General features: G+C 64.6%; 18 protein-coding genes and 1 pseudogene. 11 read left to right on the top strand and 8 right to left on the bottom strand.

Annotation, left to right across the window (positions count from 1 at the left end; genetic code table 11):
- Window positions 1–100: 100 nt before the first annotated feature.
- Window positions 101–1,579 (bottom strand): esterase-like activity of phytase family protein, encoded by a 1,479-nt coding sequence (locus tag LB559_RS21100; RefSeq protein WP_224674893.1) that lies wholly within the window; start codon window positions 1,577–1,579, stop codon window positions 101–103.
- 243 nt (window positions 1,580–1,822) lie between these two features.
- Here LB559_RS21100 and LB559_RS21095 point away from each other — a divergent pair, with 243 nt between their 5' ends.
- The 3 genes from LB559_RS21095 to LB559_RS21085 all read left to right on the top strand — a co-directional run bounded on the left by LB559_RS21095 (window position 1,823) and on the right by LB559_RS21085 (window position 6,234).
- On the top strand, window positions 1,823–4,234 hold the full coding sequence (locus LB559_RS21095; protein WP_224674892.1) for an FAD-dependent oxidoreductase: 2,412 nt from the start codon (window positions 1,823–1,825) through the stop codon (window positions 4,232–4,234).
- A 12-nt stretch (window positions 4,235–4,246) separates the two neighbouring features.
- Complete coding sequence (locus LB559_RS21090) at window positions 4,247–5,800, top strand: trimethylamine methyltransferase family protein (RefSeq protein WP_224621286.1); 1,554 nt, start codon at window positions 4,247–4,249, stop codon at window positions 5,798–5,800.
- A 119-nt stretch (window positions 5,801–5,919) separates the two neighbouring features.
- Window positions 5,920–6,234, top strand: coding sequence for a hypothetical protein (locus LB559_RS21085; protein WP_013530988.1), 315 nt, complete (start codon window positions 5,920–5,922; stop codon window positions 6,232–6,234).
- Between the two features lie 185 nt (window positions 6,235–6,419).
- On the opposite strand, the gene LB559_RS21080 is transcribed toward LB559_RS21085, so the two are convergent.
- Entirely contained in the window at window positions 6,420–7,445 is a 1,026-nt protein-coding gene (locus tag LB559_RS21080) for a LacI family DNA-binding transcriptional regulator (RefSeq protein WP_024501441.1), read from the bottom strand.
- 196 nt (window positions 7,446–7,641) lie between these two features.
- On the opposite strand from LB559_RS21080, the gene LB559_RS21075 reads away from it, so the two are divergent.
- From LB559_RS21075 to LB559_RS21055, 5 genes are all read left to right on the top strand, one after another.
- Window positions 7,642–8,673 carry a Gfo/Idh/MocA family protein gene (locus LB559_RS21075; RefSeq protein WP_027160620.1) on the top strand — a complete coding sequence of 344 codons (1,032 nt, stop codon included), beginning with the start codon at window positions 7,642–7,644 and terminating at the stop codon, window positions 8,671–8,673.
- A complete protein-coding gene (locus tag LB559_RS21070) occupies window positions 8,670–9,578 on the top strand; it encodes a sugar phosphate isomerase/epimerase family protein (protein WP_013530991.1) in 909 nt (302 codons plus the stop codon). Before LB559_RS21075 ends, LB559_RS21070 begins: the two co-directional genes overlap by 4 nt.
- A gap of 103 nt (window positions 9,579–9,681) precedes the next feature.
- A complete protein-coding gene (locus LB559_RS21065; protein ID WP_013530992.1) occupies window positions 9,682–10,695 on the top strand; it encodes a substrate-binding domain-containing protein in 1,014 nt (337 codons plus the stop codon).
- Window positions 10,696–10,784: 89 nt separating this feature from the next.
- Window positions 10,785–11,582: an ATP-binding cassette domain-containing protein gene (locus LB559_RS21060; RefSeq protein WP_127369457.1), complete on the top strand. Its 798-nt coding sequence runs from the start codon at window positions 10,785–10,787 to the stop codon at window positions 11,580–11,582.
- Complete coding sequence (locus LB559_RS21055; RefSeq protein ID WP_024501438.1) at window positions 11,579–12,628, top strand: ABC transporter permease; 1,050 nt, start codon at window positions 11,579–11,581, stop codon at window positions 12,626–12,628. The genes LB559_RS21060 and LB559_RS21055 overlap by 4 nt, the downstream gene beginning before the upstream one ends.
- 147 nt (window positions 12,629–12,775) lie before the next feature.
- Here the strand turns inward: LB559_RS21055 and LB559_RS21050 are convergent, their stop codons facing one another.
- Both LB559_RS21050 and LB559_RS21045 read right to left on the bottom strand, forming a co-directional pair.
- Window positions 12,776–15,376 carry an ATP-dependent helicase gene (locus tag LB559_RS21050; RefSeq protein ID WP_224674891.1) on the bottom strand — a complete coding sequence of 867 codons (2,601 nt, stop codon included), beginning with the start codon at window positions 15,374–15,376 and terminating at the stop codon, window positions 12,776–12,778.
- 91 nt (window positions 15,377–15,467) lie between these two features.
- Window positions 15,468–16,298: a hypothetical protein gene (locus LB559_RS21045; RefSeq protein WP_224674890.1), complete on the bottom strand. Its 831-nt coding sequence runs from the start codon at window positions 16,296–16,298 to the stop codon at window positions 15,468–15,470.
- Window positions 16,299–16,492: 194 nt separating this feature from the next.
- On the opposite strand from LB559_RS21045, the gene LB559_RS21040 reads away from it, so the two are divergent.
- Window positions 16,493–18,808: a glucose/quinate/shikimate family membrane-bound PQQ-dependent dehydrogenase gene (locus LB559_RS21040; protein ID WP_224674889.1), complete on the top strand. Its 2,316-nt coding sequence runs from the start codon at window positions 16,493–16,495 to the stop codon at window positions 18,806–18,808.
- A gap of 112 nt (window positions 18,809–18,920) precedes the next feature.
- Here the strand turns inward: LB559_RS21040 and LB559_RS21035 are convergent.
- Window positions 18,921–19,205 (bottom strand): annotated as a pseudogene (locus tag LB559_RS21035) (PAS domain-containing protein); the annotation flags it as partial.
- A 106-nt stretch (window positions 19,206–19,311) separates the two neighbouring features.
- A complete protein-coding gene (locus tag LB559_RS21030) occupies window positions 19,312–20,220 on the bottom strand; it encodes an EamA family transporter (RefSeq protein ID WP_013531004.1) in 909 nt (302 codons plus the stop codon).
- A gap of 89 nt (window positions 20,221–20,309) precedes the next feature.
- Between LB559_RS21030 and LB559_RS21025 the strand changes: the two genes are divergently transcribed.
- On the top strand, window positions 20,310–20,789 hold the full coding sequence (locus LB559_RS21025) for an Lrp/AsnC family transcriptional regulator (RefSeq protein ID WP_013531005.1): 480 nt from the start codon (window positions 20,310–20,312) through the stop codon (window positions 20,787–20,789).
- A 28-nt stretch (window positions 20,790–20,817) separates the two neighbouring features.
- On the opposite strand, the gene LB559_RS21020 is transcribed toward LB559_RS21025, so the two are convergent.
- Together LB559_RS21020 and LB559_RS21015 are read right to left on the bottom strand one after the other, a co-directional pair.
- Window positions 20,818–21,015, bottom strand: coding sequence for a hypothetical protein (locus tag LB559_RS21020; protein ID WP_013531006.1), 198 nt, complete (start codon window positions 21,013–21,015; stop codon window positions 20,818–20,820).
- Between the two features lie 235 nt (window positions 21,016–21,250).
- Window positions 21,251–21,730, bottom strand: a complete 480-nt coding sequence (locus LB559_RS21015; protein WP_013531007.1) for a thioesterase family protein — start codon at window positions 21,728–21,730, stop codon at window positions 21,251–21,253.
- A gap of 102 nt (window positions 21,731–21,832) precedes the next feature.
- Between LB559_RS21015 and LB559_RS21010 the strand changes: the two genes are divergently transcribed.
- Entirely contained in the window at window positions 21,833–23,245 is a 1,413-nt protein-coding gene (locus LB559_RS21010) for an FAD-binding oxidoreductase (RefSeq protein ID WP_013531008.1), read from the top strand.
- The last annotated feature ends 67 nt before the right edge of the window (window positions 23,246–23,312 follow it).

Here is a 23,312-nt window from a genome sequence, read left to right as displayed (position 1 = left end):
GCACCCTTGCGAACGCGCCGCACTGAAAGCCGCTGCTTCGTTCATGCCCAGCCGCGAGCCCCAGCGGACGCGCCAAGCGCGCCCGCCTGGGCAGTGGTGGTTACTTCCCGGCGAGACCCGGCAGCGTGACCTGATAGACTAGGAACATGGTGTCGACATCGGCGCCGTCTTCCGCCTTGTAGGGTGCGCCGACCTGAAAACCGTCCTGGGCGAGGAAGTCGTTGTCGTTGGCGACGAACAGGAAGTAGTCGTCGGGCAGCTTCGGATCGAGAACGCTGACCACCGACATCGCCTCCCACTTCTCCGACAGGTTGTTCTTGTCGTTCGGCGCGCCATTGTGCAGGCCGAAGCGGCCGAGTTCGCCCTTGTCGTTGATGTCGATGAACGGCGTCAGCTTGGCCGGCATCACCGACGGGTCGAGCACGCCCTTGGGCGCCAGCGGCTTGTCGGCGGCATCGAAGGCGCCGCCGGCGATGTCGGTCGCGGCCGAGACGTCGACGACGAAGATCTGGCGCACCAGCGAGGTGTCGCCCTTCAGCCCCTGGCCGTTGCCGCTGTCGCGCGCCAGCATCAGGAAGGTCTTGTCGGAGAGCGCCACGATCTCGCTCTGCGCGGCGATCTTGGTCTTGCCCTTGGCATCCTTGAACACCGGCAACGGCACGACATACTCATGCGCCAGTTTGAGGTGGGCGAGGTCGGACGCGTCATAGACCAGCGCACGCGTGTTCTGGCGCGTCGCGGGCGAATCGCCGCCATCCTGCCGGGGCGCCGATTGCAGCACCGCGATCAGGAACTTGCCGTCCGGCGTCATCGCCATTCCCTCCAGGCCCTGGTTGTTCTGGCGGCCGGTCTCGGGGTCCTTCGGATCGGGCTCGGCGGCACCGGGTCCCGGATTGTCCGAGGCGAAGTTCGGCGTGCCGTGGCGCATCGGCACGAAGGCGGCCGGTGGCTGGGTTGCCGACAGCAGATGCCCGTCGGCGGAAAACCGATAGATGTTCGGGCCGTATTCGTCGGAGATGAACATCGAACCATCGGGCAGCCGCACGATCGCCTCGTTGTCGAGCGCCAGCTTGCCATTGTCGGCTTGCGGCAGGATCGGCATGTCGCCGCTTGCCGCGCGCACGCCGTTGAGTGGGTCGAGGCCTGTGGCATCAGCCCCCTTGTTGTCGGTGAGAAGCATGGTGTCGGCGAGCGTTGCCTTGACGCCCGTCTGCTCCTGGCCGGCAGCAGGTGCCGCGCCCGGTGCGACCGGAGCAAATTCGATGGCGATCGTGTTGAGGCGCGGCCGGTAGTCGGTGGTGCCGACGACATTGTAGCCACGGTCCGGCAACAGCCAGAGCGAACCCCTGTAGCCGGCGGTGTCATGCGTCCAGCCTGATGCGTCGATCGCCATGCCGGAACCCGAGCCGAAGGTCTCGCCGAACTTGTCGCGCTGAGCGGCCGGGATGCGGCCGACGCCGACCAGCCCCTTGTTGACGAGGCCGCCGACGGTCGCGGTGCTGTCGGCGAGCGCCGGCGCCAAGGCGGTGAACAAGGCCAGCGCGACGCCAAGCGACGCGGGTCGATACAGGTGCTTCATGGATAATCCTCTTTGTGACGGATGTGCCGGAGCGGCCGCGGGACGAAAAACTGAAAGAGGTGCGACATCGATGATGCTGCGCAAGCCTCCCCGAAATGCGGTCTACGGCGCGAACATGATGCTTGCGTGACAGCGCGCAGTGCATGCTGGCGGTCGACGAAAAACGATGCGCGCGCCGGCGCTGGACACTTATGTCTAGTAGATATATGCTCCAGTCTTCGGACCAACCGTGGAGGGGAAGCCTTGAAGTCGCACTACCGCGCAGTCGTCATCGGAGGTGGCGTGGTCGGAGCCTCGGTGCTCTATCACCTGACGCGGTTCGGCTGGAGCGATGTGGCGCTGATCGAGCGCGCAGAACTGACGGCCGGTTCGACCTGGCACGCGGCGGCAGGCTTCCATGCGCTCAACGCCGATCCCAACGTGGCGGCGCTGCAGGACTACACCATCAATCTCTACCGGGAGATCGAGGCCGAATCCGGCTGGGATATCGGCCTGCACATGACGGGCGGCGTCAACATCGCCAGCGATCCCGCGCGCTGGGAGTGGTTGAAATCAGCCTGGGCCGTGTTCCAGTCGGTCGGCATCGAGACCGCGCGCCTGGTCACGCCCGACGAGATCAAGGCGATCTGCCCGATCGTCGACGTCAACGGTGTTCTTGGCGGCCTGCATGATTCCAACGAAGGCCATCTCGACCCGTACGGTACCACGCATGCCTATGCGGGTGCTGCGAAGAAGCGCGGCGCCGACATCATCTTGCGCAACCGGGTCGTCGAGCTGAAAGCACGTGCCGACGGGCGCTGGGACGTCATCACCGAGCAGGGCACCCTCATCGCCGAGCATGTCGTCAATGCCGGCGGGCTGTGGGCGAAGCAGCTCGGCCGCATGGCCGGCGTCGACCTGCCGGTGACGCCGATGGAGCACCACTATTTCATCACCGATGACATTCCGGAGATCGCAGCACTTGACAGGGAAATCGGCATCGCCGTCGATCTCGACGGCTTTTCATACCTGCGGCAGGAGCGCAAGGGTGTGCTGCTTGGCGTCTATGAGCAGAACCCAAAGCACTGGAACATGGACGGAGCGCCGTGGGATTACGGCATAGAGCTGATCCCGGAAGACATCGACCGCATCAGCCCGGAACTCGCCAAGGCGCATGAGCGCTTCCCTTGCCTGGCGACGGCCGGTATCCGCAAATGGGTCAACGGCGCCTTCACCTTCACGCCGGACGGCAATCCGATTGTCGGGCCGGTGCGTGGTCTGAAGAACTACTGGGTTGCCTGCGGCGTCATGGCCGGTTTCAGCCAGGGCGGCGGCGTCGGCAAGTCGCTGGCCGAATGGATGATTTTCGGCGAACCGCAGGCCGACATCTTCGGCATGGATATCGCTCGCTACGGTGCCTTCGCCGCCAACCGCGAATATCTCAGGCAGACGACGCGCCAGTTCTATTCGCGCCGGTTCGTCATGACCTTTCCCAATGAACGGCTGCCCGCCGGCCGGCCGCTGAAACGCCCCGGCGCCTATGACGGCATGAGCGCGGCGGGATGCGAATGGACGGCTTCCTGGGGGCTGGAAATCCCGGCCTATTTCGCGCCGATGGGATTTGCCGAGAGCACGACGCTGCGGCGCTCCAACGCCTTCGACATCGTCGGCGAGGAGGCGCTGCAGGTGCGGCGCGCCGCCGGCCTCGTCGATATCTCGGCCTATGCGCGCTATGCGGTGTCGGGGCTGGGTGCGGAGGCGTGGCTCGACCGGCTGCTCGCCTGCCGATTGCCGAAGCCGGGGCGGGCCGGCCTGGCGCCGATGCTCGGCCATGACGGACGGCTGAAGGGCGACCTCACCGTCTTCAACTGGGGCGGCGGCTCTTATTGGCTGATGGGCTCCTACTATCTCCGGGAATTCCACATGCGCTGGTTCGAGAGCCATGCGGCGGAGGGCGTCACCATCGCCGACCTCTCCGACACGATGAGCGGCTTCCTGCTCACGGGGCCGAATGCGCGGGAGATTCTGGAGCGCACGACGCATCAGGATGTTTCCAGCGCAGCATTGCCGTTCATGGCCTGTGGCGCATTCGACATCGGTATGGTGCAGGCACGTGTGGCGCGGCTGTCGATCGCGGGCGAACTCGGCTTCGAAATCAGTTGCCCCGTGACCATGCACGCCACTCTGCGCGACACGCTGCTGGCTGCGGGCGAGGATCTGGGCCTTGCTGAAATCGGCTACTATGCGCTCAATGCGCTGCGGCTGGAGAAGAGCTTTGGCATCTGGTCGCGTGAATTCACGCAAGGCTATACGCCGGGCCAGACCGGTCTCGACCGCTTCATCGCTTTCGGCAAGAGCGACTTCATCGGCCGCGAAGCAGCGTTGAAACAGCGGGAGGCCGGCAGCGGCCAATGCCTGGTGACGCTGGAAATCGATGCGCTCGACGCCGATGCCAGCGGTTTTGAGCCTGTCTGGCATCAGGGCCGACGCGTCGGCTTCGTCACCTCGGGCGGCTATGGCTATACGGTCGGCAAGAGCCTGGCGCTGGCTCTGGTCGACCGCGATTTCGCGGGCGAGGGCACCGCGCTCTCCGTGCATGTCGTGGGTGAGGAACGGCCGGCGCGTGTCGTCGCGGCCTCGCCCTACGATCCCCTGGGCAAGGCAATGCGGCAATGAGGAGGATTTCCGATGGTCGATGACGCGGCACGGGACGGCAGGCGCGAGCGCCGGCGTGGACGCACGGGCGAGGCCGGCAGCGAAAGCAGCCGCCGTCCCAATTACCATTCGCTGAAGAACCCGTTCCTGCCGCAGCCGATCTTTTCGGACGACCAGGTGGCTTCGATCCACGACACGGCGCTGCGGGTGCTGGAAGAGCTCGGCATCAAGGTGCTGCTGCCGCAAGCGCGTGAGCATTTTGCCAATGCCGGCGCCCTGGTCGATCCAGACACCGACATGGTGCGCATCGGCCGTGACATGGTGACGGCGGCACTCGCCTCGGCGCCGAAGTCGATCCACGCTTACGCCGGTTCGCGCGCCCGCGATCTGACGCTGGAGCTCGGCTCGATGACCTTCCTGGCCGGGTGCGGGGCGCCGAACGTCACCGATCTCGAGCGCGGCCGGCGGCCGGGAACACTGGCGGATTTCGAGGATCTGATGCGGCTGGTGCAGCATTTCGATGTGCTGCATATGCTGGGGCCCTGCATCGAACCGCAGGATGTCGACAACCGCTTTCGGCACTATGCCGTCAACCGCGCGCAGTTGACGCTGTCGGACAAGCTCCCGTTCGTCTTCGCGCGCGGAACGCCGCAAGTCGAGGACGGGTTCGAGATGCTGCGGCTGGCGCGCGGCTTGTCGGAAGAGGAGTTTCTGGCAAGCGCGCATTGCTACACCGTCATCAACACCAACTCGCCGCGTCAGCTCGACATTCCGATGGCGCAAGGCATCATCGATTTCGCTCGCGCGGGGCAGGTCTCCGTCATCACGCCGTTCTGCCTGGCGGGCGCCATGGCGCCGATAACGGTCGCCGGCGCGCTGACGCTGCAGCATGCCGAAGCGCTGGCCGGGCTGACGCTGGCGCAGATCGTGAGGCCGGGTGCGCCGGTCGTCTACGGCTCGTTCTCCTCCAATGTCGACATGAAATCCGGCGCGCCCGCCTTCGGCACGCCCGAGCACGTCAAGGCGACGCTGGGCGCCGGCCAACTGGCGCGCTTCACCGGGCTGCCTTGGCGGTCCGGCGGCGGCAGTGCGGCCAACATCTCCGACGCGCAGGCCGCGCACGAGACGCAGTTCGCGCTGTGGGGCTCGGTGCTGGCCGGGGCGACGATGTGCATCCATGCTGCCGGCTGGCTGGAGGGCGGCCTCAGTGTCTCCTTCGAGAAACTGATCACCGACATCGAGGCGCTGCAGACGGTGGCTGAACTTTGTGCTGCGACGCCCGGCGACACCGACACGATTGGTTTCGAAGCTATCGCCGAGGTGCAGCCGGGCGGGCATTTCTTCTCGGCCGGCCACACCATGGCCCGCTATCGCACCGCCTTCTATGAACCGCTGGTGGCCGACTGGTCGAATTTCGGCAACTGGACGCAAAGCGGCTCGAAGACGGCGAGCGAGCGCGCCACCGGCGTCTGGAGGCGGGTGCTTGCCGATTTCGCGCCACCGACCTCGGCCGTCGCCACATCAGGCGTGCTGGACGAGTTCATCGCGCGGCGCACGGCAGAGGGCGGAGCGGCGCCGGTGTCTTGAGGCTGGCTCCCGCTGATCGCCCTGGTTGTGGCGTGATCCGGAACCTATAGCGCCTCCCGCGCATTCAAGGCTGCGGCCGGTGCACTGCGCACCGGTGTGCTGTTTGAGGGGAGGACGACATGGGTTTCGACCAGTATCACGAACCGCCTGAAGAACTGTCGCAGGAGGTGCGGACCTTTGCCCGCATGATCACCTCGCTGATCGAGGAGGCGGAAGCGATCAGCTGGTACGAACAGCGCATGTCGGTGGAGAAGGACCCGCAGGCGCGCGCCATCATGAAGAACGCGCAGGGCGAGGAGTTCAAGCATTTCGGCATGGATCTCGAATTCCTGCTGCGCCAGAAGAAGGACTGGCGAGCGGAACTGAAGGAAATCCTGTTCACCACGGGCGACATCGTCAAGGCCGGGGAGCGAGGCGAGAAGAAGGTGGACTAGGGTATGTCGATATTCAGGTGAGGCCGGCCTGCAAACGACGGCTTTCTGCGCTTCCGGTGCTCACGGACCCGAATGTCCGCTCCGCTCCGGTTCTCAAAAGCCATCATTTTCGGCTCGGCCTGAACCTGAATCTCAACACACCCTGGCTCAGCGTTTGACAAATTCGCCAGGTCCTGCTGCTGCGATTAATCGCTGTCGCGCGCGACCAGCTCCAGCGGCCAGACCTCGCGGATGATCCGCGGACCCTCCGGGCCGGCGAAGGCGGGAAGCGACGCCAGCAGCATTTCCGCGAGCCGTTGTCCCATCGGCTCCAGCGCCGGGCGGAAGGCGGTCAGGGCTGGCGAGAAATAGCGGCAAAGCGGCGTGTCGACAATGACAGTCACTGCCATGTCGTGGCCCGGCCTGATGCCCATCTCTGCCAGCGCCTTGCAGCCGCCCAGCGCCATCGCGTCATTGTTGAAGATGATGGCGGTCGGCGGAGCCTTGGAGCGCATCACCTGCGGCGTCACCCCGTAGCCGCCGGCCTCGTTGATGAAGCCGGACGCGATCAGCTCGGGGTCGACCTCGATGCCGTGCCGCCGCAAGGCCTTGCGATAGCCGGCCAAAAACAGATAGCCGAAATTGAGGTCGAGCGACGGGCGGACGGCGGCGATGCGGCGGTGGCCGCGCGCCACGAGGCGGTCGACCGCGTCGGCGCCGGCCTTCTCGAAATCGAGGTCGAGGGAAGGGTAGGACTTGGTTCCGGAGCGGCTGCGGCCGAGCGTGGCGAAGGGAAAGCCGGCCTGGGTGAGATAGTCGATGCGTTCATCCTCGCGCCGCGTCCAGGCCAGCAGCACCGCATCGGCGCGGCGCGTCTCGACGACGCGGCGCAGGCGCTCCTGCTGGTAGTCGCCCGGCGCGCCCATGACCACGGTCAGGTCGAGCCCGCTTTCCGCAAGCCTGGCCTGCAGCCCGATCAGGAACGGAATGAAGAACGGCTCGCCATATTGCTGGTCGCCCGGATGCGGCTGCAGCATGAAGGCGATCGAATGGGTGGCGCCTTGCCGCAGACTGCGGCCGGACTGGTTCGGCGAATAGTTGAGCGTCCTGGCCGCCTCGAGCACGCGCTGGCGCGTGTCGGCATTGACGTCGGCGCGGCCGTTCAGCGCCCGCGACACCGTGCCGATCGAAATGTTCAGGTGACGGGCAAGGTCATGAATGCTGGATGCCAAGTGACTGTACTCCCCTTGCTTGGCTAGCACCGGTAGCCGCTCAGGCCAAGGCGACAGGACGATTTTCACGAGCGGCCAATTGACATTCTACGCCTTCGGGTGTGTTCTCGTAAACGTTTACGGAAAAACGTTTACGGTCATGCCGTGGATGCCGTGACGATCGGTCTGGAGGGACCGAGCGGAGGAGGAGCGCCGGATGATCAATGCCGTCCTGGTCGGCTGCGGAGCGATGAGCAAGGCCTGGCTCGATGCCGCGCAGCAAGTCGACGGGCTCGCCATTGTCGGCCTTGTGGATCTCGATGCCGACAGGGCACGGGCGCGGGCGCACGAATACGGCCTCACCAATGCCGTCATCGGCAGCAGCCTCGATACCGTCCTCGATCAGATCAAACCGCAAGCGGTGTTCGATGTCGTGGTTCCCGCCGCCCGGCGCGCGGTCGCGCTGTCCGCCTTTGCGCACAATTGCCATCTGCTGACGGAAAAGCCGCTCGCCGACAGTCCGGAAAATGCGCGCGCCATCGTCGAGGCCGCGCGTCGCGCCGGGCGCATCCATGCGGTCGTGCAGAACCGCCGCTATGTCGCCAATGTCAGGCGCATCCGGAGGTTCCTGGACTCCGGCGCCATCGGTGCGCCGACCAGCATCCACGCCGACTTCTTCGTCGCGCCGCATTTCGGCGGTTTTCGCGAGGAGATGGCCCATGTGCTGCTGCTCGACATGGCGATCCACACCTTCGACGCCGCTCGCTACATGGTGAATGGCGAGCCGGCCGGCGTCTATTGCCAGGAATGGGAGCCGGCCAGTTCCTGGTACAGGCAGGGATCTTCGGCCAGCGCCGTCTTCGATCTCGGCGACGGCAAGGTCTTCACCTACGCCGGCAGCTGGTGCGCGGCCGGCTTCCGCACCAGTTGGGAAAGTGCATGGCGCATCGTTGCCGAGCGCGGCAGCCTCATCTGGGACGGTCATGACGATTTGAGGGCAGAAGCAGTGATGCCGGGCCGCGAGGGAATGTTCGACAAAACCCAGCCGATCGAGGTGCCGCCGCTCGATGCGTCCGATCGCGTCGGCGGCCATCTCGGCATTCTCCAGGATTTCATGCACGCCATCGAGACCGGCACCGAGCCGGAAACGCGCGGCGGCGACAACATCAAGAGCCTGGCCATGGTTTTTGGCGCCATCGAAAGCGCCGAGACCGGCCGCCGCGTGACAATCGCAGAGGAAGCACAATGACGCCGAACCCGCTTCTCGACATCCGGATCGGCACCATGGTGCGGGCCAATCTCGACGACCCGGCGGCTTACATCAAGCAGATCCTGCCGCTCGGCTTCGAGAGCATTCAGCCCTTCTTCTGGCAGACGCTGGGCGGCAAGGATTTGCCGCGGCTGGCCGGCCAGATCCGCGAGGCGATCGGCGATGCCGACGTCACCGTGTCCTCGCTCGGCGTGTTCGGCAATCCGCTGGAAGACGGCGAGGTCGATCGCGGCGTGCTCAAGGCCTGGGAGACGGTCATCGACAATGCGCATCTGTTCGGCACCTCGATGGTCAGCGGCTTCACCGGCCGCCTGCGCGGCAAGAAGCTGACCGACAGCCTGCCGCGCTTCAAGGAGGTCTGGGGACCGCTGGCCAGACGCGCCGCCGACAAGGGCGTGCGCATCGCCTTCGAGAACTGCGCGATGGACGGCAACTGGGCCGCCGGCGACTGGAACATCGCCCACAATCCGGACGCCTGGGAGCTGATGTTCAACGAAGTGCCGGACGACAATCTCGGGCTGGAATGGGAGCCCTGCCACCAGCTCGTCTATCTGATCGATCCGATGCCGCAGATCCGCAAATGGGCGCCGCGCATCTTCCATGTCCACGGCAAGGACGCGACGGTGCGCTGGGATGTCATCCGCGAGCATGGCGTGTTCGGCCGGCTGCCCTTCGTGCAGATGCGAACGCCGGGCTTCGGCGACAGCGACTGGACGCGGGTGATCAGCGAATTGCGGCTGGCCGGATACAAGGGCGCCATCGACATCGAAGGCTGGCACGACCCTGTCTATCGCGGCGATCTCGAAATCACCGGGCAGGTGCGGGCGCTGGAATATCTCAAGCAATGCCGGGGAGGGGCCAGCTACCTGCCGAACCCGATGTGAGGATCGGCCGGCGGGAGGAGCCGGCCGGGATGTCTGCAACGCACATTGCCGAAGCGAATGTCGAAACCCCTCGCTTGCGAGGACAAAAAGGGAGGATAAGTGCATGAGCATGACGATGAGAAGGACAGTTCTGCGCTCGACCGTCGTGGCCGCCGCCACGGTGCTTGCCGCTGCGATCTCCACCTTGCCCGCGCAGGCGCTCGACGCCAAATGGTGCAAGGACGTCCACATCCGTTTCTTCGTCGGCGGCGCCGAGGGCGATGCTTTCGGCACCATCGTCTACAATGGCGCCAAGCAGGCAGAGGCCGATCTGGGGCCGAAGGTCGACTACATCTTCTCCCAGTGGGACATCGAAAAGATGGTTCAGCAACTGCGCGAGGCCGTCGCGGTCAAGCCCAACGGCATCGCCATGATGGGCCATCCGGGCGACGCATCGATCATGCCGCTCGCCGAACAGGCGCACAAGGATGGCATCAAGATGATGTACCAGAACGTGCCTGTGCCGAAGGTGGTGGAAGCGTTCGGCGGCGGCTATGTCGGCGCCCAGCAGGAACAGCAGGGCCGCGCGCTCGGCGCCGAGGCGTTCAAACTGGGCAAGCTGAAGGCCGGCGACAAGGCGATCATGATCGGTCCGTTCGAAAACGAAAGTCGCGGCGCGCGCGAACGTGGCACGGTGGCGGCGCTCAAGGAAGCCGGCGTCGAGGTCATCCAGTTGTCCTCACCGCCGAGCGGCGAATGGGCGTCCGATCCCAATCTGGCTATTCCGGTGATCACCGCGGCGCTGCTCAACAATCCCGACGTCAAGGCGGTCGGCTATCCCGGCGGGCAGATGCTCGGCAATGTCTCGACCTATATGCAGGCGGCCGGACGCAAGGCGGGCGAGATCTTCAATTTCGGCTTCGACACCAGCCCGCAGATCGTCGAGGGTTTCAAGGGTGGCTGGGTGCAATTGACCGCCGACCAGCAGCCGTTCCTGCAGGGCTATCTGCCGATCCTCAGCCTCTGCCAGCAGGTTGTGCTGGGGCTGGCGCCGATGAATGTCGACACCGGCGCCGGCTTCGTCACGCCCGAAAATTACGAGATCGTCGCCGAGCTCGCCAAGCAGGCGCTGCGCTGACCTCCCAAGCCGCCGGCCGGGATCTCAGGCCCCGGCCGGCGGGACCGCTGGCGACGCCGCCGGCACGAGACAATGAAAGCGAGGATCCGATGGCCGAACGCCTCATCGAACTGCGCGACATCAGCAAGTCCTATGGCCAGGTCTATGCGCTGGGTGGGGTCAATCTCAGCGTCGACCGCGGCGAGGTGGTCGGCCTGCTCGGTGACAATGGCGCCGGCAAGTCGACGCTGATCAAGATCCTCTCGGGCGTGGTCAAGCCGACCAGCGGCGAAATCCTCGTGCGTGGCAAGCCGGTGACCGGGTGGAGCGCGGCGCGTTCCCGCGAAGCCGGCATCGAGACGGTGTTCCAGGACCGGGCGCTGGCCGTGCAGCAGACCATCGTTCGCAACATCTTCATGGGCCGCGAGCTGACCGGCTTCTTGGGCTTTCTCAGGGTCAACAAGGAGATCGAGGAGGCAAGCCGGCTGATGCGCGAGATCGGCTTCACCTCGAAAGTGTTCACGCCGCAGTCGATCGTCGGCCAGCTTTCGGGCGGCGAACGCCAGGGCGTGGCGATCGCCCGCGCCATCTACAAGCAGGCCGAGCTGATCGTCCTCGACGAACCGACGACGGCGCTGTCGCTGACCGAAACCGCCAAGGTATTCCATTTCGTGCGCCAGGTGCGGGCGAGCGGCCGCTCGATCCTGTTCATCGGCCACAACATCCATCATGTCTTCGACATCGCCGACCGCTTCGTGGTGCTGGATCGCGGCAGGATCGCACTGACGACCGACCGCAGCGAGGTCAAGTCGGCCGAAGATCTCATCAACTTCATGGAAGAGGTTGCGCATCCCGGCGGATTGGCCGGGCTGCACGATGCCGGCGACGCGGAGCAGAGAGCACGATGAGCAAGACCATGGAGCCCGACCTGCACGAGCCGTCCGCCGGCATTCCACGCCCCAGTGCCCAGAAAGAGTGGAAACACCCATCCGATCACTGGATGCGCGGCTTCATCCTCGACAACCGTGCCGCGCTCGGCACGCTCGCCGTGTTCATCGTCATGATGACGGTGTTCCTGATCGCCAACCCGACCGTTTTCACCACCTGGTATCTCTACCGTTCGGTGCTGACGACGCTCCCCGTTGCGCTGTTCGTGGTGGTGCCGCTGGTCTTCGTCGTCACCTGCGGCGAGATCGACCTGTCGTTTCCGGCAACGATGGGCTTCGCCTCATGGGTCTTCGCGCTGGTCGTGCAGGCCGGTTACGATCCGTTTCTCGGCATCGCCGCGGCACTCGTCACCGGCATGCTGCTCGGCTTCCTCGTAGGCTCGCTGGTCGTCTATGGCGGGCTGTCGTCGTTGATCGCCACGCTGGGCATGAATTTCCTGTTGCGCGGCCTGATCCAGATCATCAACGAGGGCAAGTCGATGGCGCTGACCAGCCTCAGCGACAGCTGGGCCTACACGATCTTCTCCAGCCAGCTCCTGGGCATTCCGGTGCAGATCTTCTGGGCCATCGGCTTCGTCGTGCTGTCGGCGATGCTCTATAACCGCCATCGTTTCGGCGCGCAGGTGAGGGTGGTGGGTGACAATCCCGACAGCGCCCAGCAGATGGGCATCGACGTCAAGCGCGTGCGGGTGAAAGTGTTCGTCTTCGTCGGCATCGGTGCGGCGATCGCCGGCACCTTCTCGGTGATGATCAACTTCACCTGGTGGCCGACCGCCGGTGACGGCTATCTCCTGCCGGTGCTGGCCTCGGTGTTCGTCGGCGGCACGCCGACCTGGGGCGGCATCGGCACTGTCGTCGGCGGCGCCATCGGCGCGGTTACCGTGTCCTTCATCCAGACCGGCGTCGTGGCGGCGGGATTGAGCGGTTTCTATGTGCAGTTCTTCAACGGGCTGATCATCATCCTGTCGCTGCTCGGTCATAAGTGGAATCAGGCGCGGTATCGGTGAGGGGCTGTTTCGTTGGCGGACCGCATGCCTTGACGATCGGCGTAGACATCAATCACTTCGTCATCCACGGGTCTGCGCCGCGTCGCTACCCTCCTTGCTTCGCCCGTGGATGACGAAGGTGAGGCTTCCGCGGGGAAAACGCCATCTTCACACCGCAGCCACAAATCCATCCAGCACGCGTTTCTGGCCGGCTTTGTCGAAGTCGATGGTCAGCTTGTTGCCTTCGATGGCCGAGATGTTGCCGTTGCCGAATTTCTGGTGGAAGACACGGTCGCCGACGTTGAAGGCGGACGGCTTGTCGGAGACGGATTTGGCGACCAGCTCGCCGTCGATGGTGCGGCCCTTGACCGAGGTGCGGCCGGCGCCGTAGCCGCTGTCCGTCTCGCCGTAGCCGATGCGCTCGACCTGATGGCCCGAGCGCGAGCCCCAGTTGCGGTCGGTCGCCTCGGTGCGGTTGGCCTGCGCCCGCTGCCAGCCCGGCGTCGCATAGGTGTTGGAGAAGGCGCCGGATTTTTCGCTGTCGGCGCCGACATTGTCGAAGCGCGAGGCGCCATAGGGGTTCTGCCGTCCTGCGCCCTGGCCGCCGCGGCCGGAGGCAAAGGAACCGCCGCCATAGGAATTGCCGTAGCCGCCGTAGGAGTTGCCGCTTTCAGCGACCTCGACATGGGCGTTCGGCAATTCCTCGAGGAAACGCGACGGGATCGTCGACTGCCATAGGCCATGGATCTGGCGGTTGGAGACAAACCAGATATGCAGGTTCTTCTTGGCCCGCGTCAGGCCGACATAGGCGAGGCGGCGCTCTTCCTCCAGCCCGGAGCGGCCGCCTTCGTCGAGCGCGCGCTGATGCGGGAACAGGCCTTCCTCCCAGCCGGGCAGGAACACGGTCTCGAATTCGAGGCCCTTGGCCGAATGCAGCGTCATGATCGAGACGGCGTCGAGCCCGGCATTCTGTTCGGCGTCCATGACCAGCGCGACGTGCTCGAGGAAGGAGCGCAGCGATTCGTACTCCTCCATCGAGCGGATCAGCTCTTTCAGGTTCTCCAGCCGGCCGGGGGCTTCCACCGAGCGGTCGTTCTTCCACATGTCCGTGTAGCCGCTCTCTTCGAGAATGGTCTCGGCGAGTTCGGTGTGCGGCGTGGTTTCCAGCGCCTTCTGCCAGCGCTCGAAATTGGCCGCCACTTCGCGCAAGGCGGCGCGCGGCTTCGGCTTCAACTCGTCGCTTTCGGCGAGCTTGGCGGCGGCCTCCAGCATAGGGATGCGCAGCGCACGGGCGGTGTCGTGGATCTGGCGGATGGTGGCTTCGCCCAAGCCGCGCTTGGGCACATTGACGATGCGTTCGAAAGCGAGGTCGTCGGCGCCTTGCGCGACGACACGGAAGAAAGCCATGGCGTCGCGGATTTCCAGGCGCTCGTAGAAGCGCGGGCCACCGATGACGCGGTAGTTGAGGCCGAGTGTGATGAAGCGATCCTCGAAGGCCCGCATCTGGAAGGATGCACGGACAAGAATAGCCATGTCGTTGAGATTGTGCTTCTGGCGCTGATAGGCCTCGATGGTCTCACCGATGGCGCGGGCTTCTTCTTCGGAATCCCAGGCGGCGTGGACATTGACCTTGCCATCCTCGGGATCGTTGCGATCCGTGAACAGCGTCTTGCCGAAGCGGCCCTCATTGTGAGCGATGAGGTGGGAGGCGGCACCAAGGATGTGCGCGGTCGAGCGGTAGTTGCGCTCCAGCCGGATGATGGTGGCGCCGGGGAAATCCTTGTCGAAACGCAGGATGTTGTCGACCTCGGCGCCGCGCCAGCCATAGATGGATTGGTCGTCATCGCCGACGCAGCAGATGTTTACGGTGGCGCGGGTTTCGGCCGAAGAGCGCCCAATCTCCCCCTCAAGGGGGGAGATCGGCTTGCCTTGAGGCCTTTGCGCCAACAGCCGCAGCCACATGTACTGGGCGGTGTTGGTGTCCTGGTACTCGTCGACAAGGATGTACTTGAAGCGCTTATGGTATTCCTTCAGCACGTCCGGATTGGCGCGGAAGATGCGGATCGGGTGGCAGAGCAGGTCGCCGAAATCGCAGGCGTTCAGCGTCTTCAGCCGCTCCTGATAGGCCTTGTAGAGTTCGCGGCCCTTGCCGTTGGCGAAGGCGCGCGCGTCGCCCTCGGCGATGTCGGCGGGGCCTTGCCCCTTGTTCTTCCAGCCGTCGACCATCTGGGCGAACTGCTTGGCCGGCCAGCGCTTGTCGTCCAGCCCCTCGGCCTGGATCAACTGCTTGATCAGCCGCACGACGTCGTCGGTGTCGAGGATGGTGAAGTCGGAGCGCAAACCGGCGAGTTCGGCATGTCTGCGAAGCAGCTTCACTCCAATCGAATGGAAGGTGCCGAGCCACGGCATGCCCTCTACATTGCCTTCGCCGATCAGGATACCGATGCGGATCTTCATCTCGCGCGCGGCCTTGTTGGTGAAGGTCACCGCGAGGATCTGCGACGGAAACGCCTTGCCGGTGGCGAGGATGTGGGCGATGCGGGTGGTGAGCACGCGGGTCTTGCCGGTGCCGGCGCCGGCCAACACCAGAACCGGGCCCTCCGTTGTTTCAACAGCTAGCCGCTGCTCCGGGTTGAGGCCCTTCAGATAGTCGGGTGCGTTGTTGTGTCCGCTGCGGGCAGCCATGGCGCGCGCGGCGATACCCGACGGGGCCGAGGGCCGCGCATTGGGTTCGTCGAAAAAGGGCATGTCTTCGGAAAAGCCGGACATCGCCCCCGAATGTAGTGATTCGGTGGCGAAAGACCAGAACTGTCTACGTTTTGTTCCGCTAAAGTGCTAGCGGCAAGGATGTATGGGCTGTTCAGGCCTTGCGGTAGCCGAGAGCGACGAAAAATCGCTGCCCTAACGAACGCGCCTCATCGGTCATCACGGCGCCGAGTGCCGTCTGCATCCGGTCGTAGTAATGGCTGCCCGCAGGGGACGCGAGAAATGCCGCGTAAAGCCTGAGATCGTCGAGCGACAAGTCACGATAGGCGAAAGCATTTCCTTCCATGATCCCCTTTTCGGCTTTTTCACGAAGGTTGCCGGCCTGCTTATGCACCAGCACCATTATCTGCTGATCCGATAAAGGCTGCCCGGCTGCCGCGAGCATTCCCGAAACCATCGCATAGCCCATGTTCAATGCGATCGCTTCAGCCATGTCCACGGCGCTGGTATCGTCGACGATTTTCCGGTACAACGCGAGCCGTGCCGGATCTCCCGCCTGAAGTCCTCCAAGGATTTTCGGACCTTCGATCTTCTTGCGCCCCACGGCTTGCGGATCGGACGCTTGGATCTCCAGGGCTGTGACCCGCCTGCCCAATGGTGAATCGAAGAAAGCAGCCAGATCGGTGAGATCGACGGGCTGCAATCGGCCCGTCATCCGCGCCTCTACGGCTTTCTCCATCCTGTCAGCGTCAAAAGCGCCTTCAGCGGCGGCGGACAAGGCTTCCTTGACTTTTTCTGGCCCCGGCACGGATTTGATGCCGGCGACTATGCTTGGGCCGAGGCCGGCCAGCATCTCGTGGAAGCCGCTTGCCTTGTTGATCTCCTCGAGCGTTTGTGCCGGCGCGGGTTGACTGCCAGCCATAAGCACGACGAAGCCGAACAGCGCGCCGGCAATGCGCATCCATGGCGGAAAGACGAAGGGCATGACTCGGTCTACTCCACGGTGATGCTGCGACGGAGACTGCTCGATAAGCCGACCGCAGGCAAGATGAATTGCCACCTTGGCGTGTGGGCCAGCTTGACAGGCGGGGCGGGCAGGAGAAAGCTGTGCGCAGGGCAGGAACGGGACATCGGGCTGTCCTTGGCGTGGCAAAGCGCAACAGTCGAAGGAGTATCATCTTGGCTGTCACCATCACCTCCCTCATTCTTTTCCTCATCGGCCTGGCACTCGGCGGCGGCGGCATCCGCCTGGCGATGCTGGGCGGCAGCTGGTACTATGTCGTTGCTGGCCTTGCCTTCCTGATCGCCGCCTGGCTGCTCTACCGGCGCCGGTCCACCGCACTGTGGCTCTACGCGGCGATCGTGCTCGGCACGCTGGCCTGGGCGGTCTGGGAAACCGGCTTCGACTGGTGGGAACTCGGGCCTCGCGGCGGCGTCATCGTGCTTCTCGCTTTGTGGCTGCTGACGCCGTGGGCGAGACGGGGTCTTGTCGGCCCTGACGCACGCGCGCCGCTGATCCTTGCCGTGCTGGCATCACTGGCCGTCGCCGGTTATTCGATGACTTCAGATCCGAAGGACATTGCCGGCGAACTCGGCACCGACAAGGTGGTCGCCAACGCCAATCTCGGCAATGACGTGCCGGCCGGCGAGTGGCATTATTACGGCCGCACGCAGTTCGGCCAGCGCTACTCGCCGCTCGACCAGATCACACCGGACAATGTCGCCAAGCTGCAGCCTGCCTGGACCTACCAGACCGGGGACGTGAAGGGACCGGACGATGTCGGCGAGACCACCTATCAGGTGACGCCGCTGAAGATCGGCGACACGCTCTACATCTGCACGCCGCATAATTTCGCCATCGCCATCGATGCCGCGAGCGGCAAGGAGAAATGGCGCTTCGATCCCAAGGTCAAGCTCGACAAGGACCGCCAGCACCAGACCTGCCGCGGCGTGGCCTATTACGCCGATGCCGCCGGCGCCGCCGGGCAGCCCTGTGCGACCCGCGTCTACCTGCCGACCTCGGACGCGCGGCTGATCGCGCTCGACGCCGCCAACGGGCAGATCTGTCCGGCTTTCGACGAGGGCGGCACGCTGAACCTTCTGACCAACATGCCCTATCCGAAGTCGGGCTATTATTACTCGACCTCGGCACCGCTGATCTCAGGCGGCAAGATCATTGTCGGCGGCGCGGTCAACGACAATTATTCGACACAGGAGCCGTCCGGCGTCATCCGCGCCTACGACGCTGCCACCGGCGGGCTGGTGTGGAACTGGGATTCCGGCAATCCGGACCAGACGATGCCGCTGCCGGCCGGCCAGACCTATACCGCCAACTCGCCCAATATGTGGTCGACGCCGAGCGCCGACGAGAAGCTCGGCCTGCTCTACGTGCCGCTCGGCAACCAGACGCCGGATCAGCTCGGCGCCGGGCGCAGTGCCAATGTCGAGAAGTTCTCGTCGTCGATCACCGCGCTCGACCTCAACACCGGACAGGTCCGATGGGTGCGGCAGACCGTGCACCACGATCTCTGGGACATGGACGTACCGGCGCAGCCGAGCCTGATCGACATCACCAAACCCGACGGCACGGTGGTGCCGGCGCTGGTCGGACCGACCAAGCAGGGCGATCTGTATGTGCTCGACCGCCGCACCGGTGAGCCGGTCATCGCGGTCAGCGAAGTGCCGGCGCCCGGCGGCGCGATCGAAGGCGACCACACATCGCCGACGCAGCCGGTCTCCGACCTCACCTTCATGCCGAAGCCGCTGACCGGCGCCGACATGTGGGGCCTCACCATGTTCGACCAGTTGGCCTGCCGGATCGAATTCCAGGGCCTGCGCTATGAGGGTCGCTATACGCCGCCTTCCGTCCAGGGCTCGCTGATCTACCCCGGCAATTTCGGCACCTTCAACTGGGGTGGCGTCGCCGTCGACCCGGTCCGGCAGGTGCTGTTCGGCATGCCGACCTATCTGGCGTTCAAGTCGCAGTTGATCCCGCGCGATCAGGTGCCGCCGCCGGACGAAGGGCGGGGCAGCGAACAGGGGCTGAACCGCAACGAGGGCGCGCCCTATGCGGTGGTGATGGGACCGTTCCTGTCGCCGCTCGGCATTCCTTGCCAGGCGCCGCCCTGGGGCTATGTCGCCGGTGCCGATCTCAGGACCGGCAAGATCGCCTACAAGCACCGCAATGGCACCGTCTACGACATGACGCCGCTGCCGCTGCCGCTGAAAGTCGGGGTGCCGGGCATCGGCGGGCCGATGATCACCGCTGGCGGCGTCGCCTTCCTGGGGGCCGCAGTCGACGACTACCTGCGCGCCTACGACCTGACATCGGGCAAGCAGCTGTGGCAGGCGCGGCTGCCGGCCGGCGGGCAATCGACGCCGATGACCTATACGGTCGCCGACGGCCGCCAGTTCGTGGTCATCGTCGCCGGCGGCCACGGTTCGGTCGGCACCAAGCCGGGTGACTATGTGATGGCCTACGCGCTGCCGAAGTAGGGGCGACAGGGTAACGCGATCTTTCAGAGGTCGCGCCGCCCCTCACCGGTGTCCTTTCCCCGCATAGTGACGGGGAAAAGTGCCCGACTGGGCGATGAGGGGCGGGAATCACGATCGCCGCGCGTATCTGTTCGACAGCGGCCTTGTCGGTCTTCGGTCCCTGCAGGAAGCGGCAGTTCCTGCCCAGAACCTCATGACGCTCATATCCGGTCAGTCGCAGGAAAGCGTCATTGGCGAACACGATAGGATTGTCCTGCTGTCGGGGATCGGTAATGATCATCGACATGCGGGTGGCGCGGATAGCCGCCGCGAACGGATCGCCCTTGCCGTGCTCGACATGCAGATCGTCCGTCATGTGCCATGCGTCGGCAGGCTCCCTGGTCCGTTTCCATTCCATTCTGTCACTCCAAGCCATTTTCGCGGGTGACAACGGATCAGACGCCGATTTGGTTCAATCTTGAGCCTTCCTGTCGCAGTTCGTACCGAGAATCAGGCCTCCGGAGTTAGCCGGCCGATGCCGGCTTGTGGAAGGCGACGCCGGCGACCACCAGCGCAATGCCGAGGCAATCGATAAAACCCGGAATCTGGCGCAGCACGACGACGCCGATCAGCGTCGCGGTGACCGGCAGCAGCGACAGCATCAGCGCGAAGCTCGCGCGTGGCAGCCGCGACATGGCGAGCTGGTCGCAGATGTAAGGAATGACCGACGAGCAGATGCCGACGCCGATGGCGGCGAGCAGCAGCGGCAGTGAGAAAAAGGCCGGCAGCGCATCGGTGAAGCCGATCGGCAGCACGACGATGAAGGCGATCGCCATGGCAGCACCCAGGCCGGCGATGCCGCTGCCGGCGCCTGAAGCGGCGACGCGATGGCCGAGTACGATGTAACCGACAAACAGCGCCCCGTTGAGGATGGCCCAGAACAGCCCGATGGGATCGTCGGACCATCTGACATCGATGAGCAGCAAGGTGCCGGCGACGGCGATGGCAAGGGCGGCGAGATTGCGCGTGCTCCTGAGGCCGATCGCCGCGACGCCGATGATGCCGACGAATTCGATCGCCGCCACCAGCGAGATCGGCAGTCGGTCGAGCGCCAGGTAGAACGAACAGTTCATCACCGCCAGACAGGCGCCGAAGGCCAGCAACAGCAGCCGCGTCGTGCCATCGGCGCGTGCGAAGCTTCGCCATGGACGGGTCAGGGGTGCGAAGATGAGTGCTGCCGTGGCGATGCGCAGCCACGCCATGCCGAGCACGCCGACATGCGGGAAAAGCAGCACGGCGAAGGCCGGCCCGAGATAGTGGAAGACGGCGCTGACGCCGAACCAGACATGCGGCGGCAGTTTTTCCGTTAGCTTGCCCAGGGTGAAGTTGCCCGGGGCAGGGGTCGCCGCGAGAGCTTGCGTTTGATCATCCATCGGATCAGTATCGCAGGCAGATTTGCCTATTTATATAGATGATGATTAGCTCTTTCGGCTATCTTTCTCCCGGAATAAAGGAGTTTTCCATGAAGCGCCTTCGAACTGAAAGCGCCGATCTCGATGCCGCCGACATGAAGATCCTGCGCCTGCTGGAAAAGGACGCGCGCACCAGCACGGCGGAGCTGGCACGCTCGGTGGGCCTGTCGGCACCGAGTGTGGCTGAGCGCATCAAGCGGCTGCAGGAAAGCGGCGTCATCGAGGCCTATTCGGTCAGGATCAACCCGACGGCACTCGGCCTGCCGCTGTCGGCATGGCTGCGCATCCGGCCAGTGCCGGGGCAGTTGGCCGTCGTGGCCGAGATCATCCGCGAACTGCCGGAGATCGTGCAATGCGACCGCGTAACCGGAGAGGATTGTTTCATCGCGCTGGCGCATGTCGGGTCGGTGGTCGACCTCGAGCGGGTGATCGACCGCATCATTCCCTACGCGATGACCAACACGGCGATCATCCAGTCCTCGCCGGTGGTGGCGCGTTCGGCCCTGGCGGCGTTGAGGCGCCAGGCTTGACCTGCGGGGATTGTTCCGTTCGAGGACCTTATGCGTGGCCGCGCTTCATGCGCGCCTGTTTCAGGATGGCGCGCCAGCGGATCATGTCGAACGGGATCGGCTCGTTGTTGTTGGCGATGTGGAAGATCTCATTGTTGACGTTCTTGAGCGAGCGCCAGAAATCGTAGTCGGTGATGCGCGGATCGGCAGCCAACCTGTCCACCTCGACCTTGATGTCGGTTTTCATGCACTTTCCTCGAACCGGCGCCGCGCCGCCCGTGTCGCTACCTCGATGCAGATCGTTTTCGACCGGCCCGCTGAGTCGCGCAACGGCTCAAATGGCTTGTTCCCGTTAAAACCTTGGTAAGGTTAACGAGGGCGCCGCGCCGCTTCAAGCGCCGCCGCCGGTCGATGGCAAGGTTCTGCGATTTTAGATCGCCGGTGTGGCTTTGAAGCCGGAAACGAGACGTGTCGGCATCGCCCTATTTGCGTTTGATGCCGATCGAGCGGCCGGCCCGTTCCGGCATCGGCAGGGCCGAATGGGCGGCGCGCATGTCTTCGACCCTGGCCAGCACATCGGCGGGGAAGGGCGCCACCTTCGGCCCGGACATGTCGACATGCAGCGACAGCGATTCGGAAGTCGCGGCCAGCCAGCCGTCGACATGGCGGATTTCCTGATAGGCCCGCAGCCGCTTGTCGTCATGGTCGATGAGCTGGAAAGAGACCGTGACCTTGTGCTCGAGATGCAGCTCCTGCACGTAGCAGACATGGACTTCGGCGGTGTAGATGGTGAGGCGGCGATCCCTGGCATAGTTCGGTCCCATGCCCATTGCCTCGAAGGCGTCGTCCGAGCAGCGGTCGAACAGCACGTTGTAATAGGCCATGTTGAGATGGCCGTTGTAGTCGATCCAGTCCTTCTCGATGTCCATGGGTTTCGAGACGAAGGGAGTGGGGATGGGCATCGAAACTTCCTTGTTCTGGTGCTGGACAGAGCGTGGCGGGTAAGACTACGCATCCATAATCGCATAACAAGCGTGGACACTGGTCCATTCGCGGAGGAATTCATGGCTCTGAGCGACCTCAACCCGGTCGAACGCAACGAGGAAGGCATCGCTGCGGTGCTCGGCATCCTCAAGCAGCAGCTCGGCGAGCGATTCCAGACCGGCCAGGCGATCCGCTCGCAGCATGCACATACCACCACCTACATTCCGACGCAGGCACCGGATGGCGTTGCGTTCCCCGAGACGACGGCCGAGGTGCAGGAGATCGTGCGCGCCTGTGCGGCGCACCGCGTGCCGGTGATCGCCTTCGGCGTCGGTTCCTCGCTGGAGGGTCACACCAACGCACCCGGCGGCGGCATATCGGTCGACACCTCGCGCATGAACCGTATCCTGGCCGTCAATCCACAGGATCTCGACTGCACGGTCGAACCCGGCGTCACCCGCGAGGATTTGAACCGGCACCTGCGCGACACCGGCCTGTTCTTTCCGATCGATCCCGGCGCCAATGCCTCGCTGGGCGGCATGGCCGCAACGCGGGCCTCCGGCACCAACGCGGTGCGCTACGGCACGATGCGCGAGAACGTGCTGTCGCTGACCGCCGTCATGGCCGACGGCGAAACGGTGACGACCGGCAAGCGGGCGAAAAAGAGCTCGGCCGGCTATGATCTGACGCGGCTGCTGGTCGGCTCGGAAGGCACGCTCGGCATCATCACGTCGCTGACCTTGAAGCTGCAAGGCATCCCGCAGGCGATTTCGGGTGGCGTCTGCCCGTTTCCGAGCGTCGAGGCGGCCTGCAACGCGGTTATCGCGACGATCCAGATGGGCATCCCGGTGGCGCGCATCGAACTGGTCAACGCCTTGCAGATGCGGGCGATGAAGAATTATTCCAAGCTCGACTATCCCGAAAGCCCGTGCCTGTTCGTCGAGTTCCATGGCAGCGATGCCGGTGTTGCCGAACAGGCCGAGACCTTCGGCATGATCGCGGAGGAGAATGGCGGCGGGCCGTTCCTGTGGACCAGCGTCGCCGAGGAGCGCACCAAATTGTGGAAGGCGAGGCACGACGCCTACTGGTCGTCGCTGACCCTGCGGCCCGGCGCCAAGGGGCTGTCGACCGATGTCTGCGTGCCGATCTCGCGCTTTGCCGAATGCGTCATGGAAACCGAGGCCGATATCGCCGAGATGGGCCTGATCGCGCCGATCGTCGGCCATGCCGGCGACGGCAATTTCCACGTGCTTGTGCTGATGGATGTGAACGATCCCAAGGAGATCGCGCTGTCGGAAAAATTCGTCGCGCGGCTCAACATGCGGGCCATCGCCATGGACGGCACCTGCACCGGCGAGCACGGCATCGGCCAGGGCAAGATCGGCTTCCTGCGCCACGAGCTCGGCCACGGCGTCGACATCATGCGCACCATCAAGCAGGCGCTGGATCCGCTTGATATCATGAACCCGGGCAAGATCTTGCCGGGAAACTAACCGATTTTCCGACGCAAGGTTCGTAGGCGGCCAGTCTTGACCGCGCCACCATTCGGGCCGAGGCTTG

This window comes from Mesorhizobium sp. BR1-1-3 (assembly GCF_020165455.1).
Classification (GTDB): Bacteria; Pseudomonadota; Alphaproteobacteria; order Rhizobiales; family Rhizobiaceae; genus Mesorhizobium; species Mesorhizobium ciceri.
The sequence above is the reverse complement of the archived record's forward strand: the minus strand, read 5'-3'. Positions and strand labels throughout refer to the sequence as shown.

What these genes read in the sequence shown, in the direction of transcription:
- LB559_RS21100 (WP_224674893.1), bottom strand. Translation starts at nt 1,579, where the DNA reads ATGAAGCACCTGTATCGACCCGCGTCGCTTGGCGTCGCGCTGGCCTTG.
- LB559_RS21090 (WP_224621286.1), top strand. Translation starts at nt 4,247, where the DNA reads ATGGTCGATGACGCGGCACGGGACGGCAGGCGCGAGCGCCGGCGTGGA.
- LB559_RS21085 (WP_013530988.1), top strand. Translation starts at nt 5,920, where the DNA reads ATGGGTTTCGACCAGTATCACGAACCGCCTGAAGAACTGTCGCAGGAG.
- LB559_RS21075 (WP_027160620.1), top strand. Translation starts at nt 7,642, where the DNA reads ATGATCAATGCCGTCCTGGTCGGCTGCGGAGCGATGAGCAAGGCCTGG.
- LB559_RS21070 (WP_013530991.1), top strand. Translation starts at nt 8,670, where the DNA reads ATGACGCCGAACCCGCTTCTCGACATCCGGATCGGCACCATGGTGCGG.
- LB559_RS21065 (WP_013530992.1), top strand. Translation starts at nt 9,682, where the DNA reads ATGAGCATGACGATGAGAAGGACAGTTCTGCGCTCGACCGTCGTGGCC.
- LB559_RS21060 (WP_127369457.1), top strand. Translation starts at nt 10,785, where the DNA reads ATGGCCGAACGCCTCATCGAACTGCGCGACATCAGCAAGTCCTATGGC.
- LB559_RS21055 (WP_024501438.1), top strand. Translation starts at nt 11,579, where the DNA reads ATGAGCAAGACCATGGAGCCCGACCTGCACGAGCCGTCCGCCGGCATT.
- LB559_RS21050 (WP_224674891.1), bottom strand. Translation starts at nt 15,376, where the DNA reads ATGTCCGGCTTTTCCGAAGACATGCCCTTTTTCGACGAACCCAATGCG.
- LB559_RS21045 (WP_224674890.1), bottom strand. Translation starts at nt 16,298, where the DNA reads ATGCCCTTCGTCTTTCCGCCATGGATGCGCATTGCCGGCGCGCTGTTC.
- LB559_RS21030 (WP_013531004.1), bottom strand. Translation starts at nt 20,220, where the DNA reads ATGGATGATCAAACGCAAGCTCTCGCGGCGACCCCTGCCCCGGGCAAC.
- LB559_RS21025 (WP_013531005.1), top strand. Translation starts at nt 20,310, where the DNA reads ATGAAGCGCCTTCGAACTGAAAGCGCCGATCTCGATGCCGCCGACATG.
- LB559_RS21020 (WP_013531006.1), bottom strand. Translation starts at nt 21,015, where the DNA reads ATGAAAACCGACATCAAGGTCGAGGTGGACAGGTTGGCTGCCGATCCG.
- LB559_RS21015 (WP_013531007.1), bottom strand. Translation starts at nt 21,730, where the DNA reads ATGCCCATCCCCACTCCCTTCGTCTCGAAACCCATGGACATCGAGAAG.
- LB559_RS21010 (WP_013531008.1), top strand. Translation starts at nt 21,833, where the DNA reads ATGGCTCTGAGCGACCTCAACCCGGTCGAACGCAACGAGGAAGGCATC.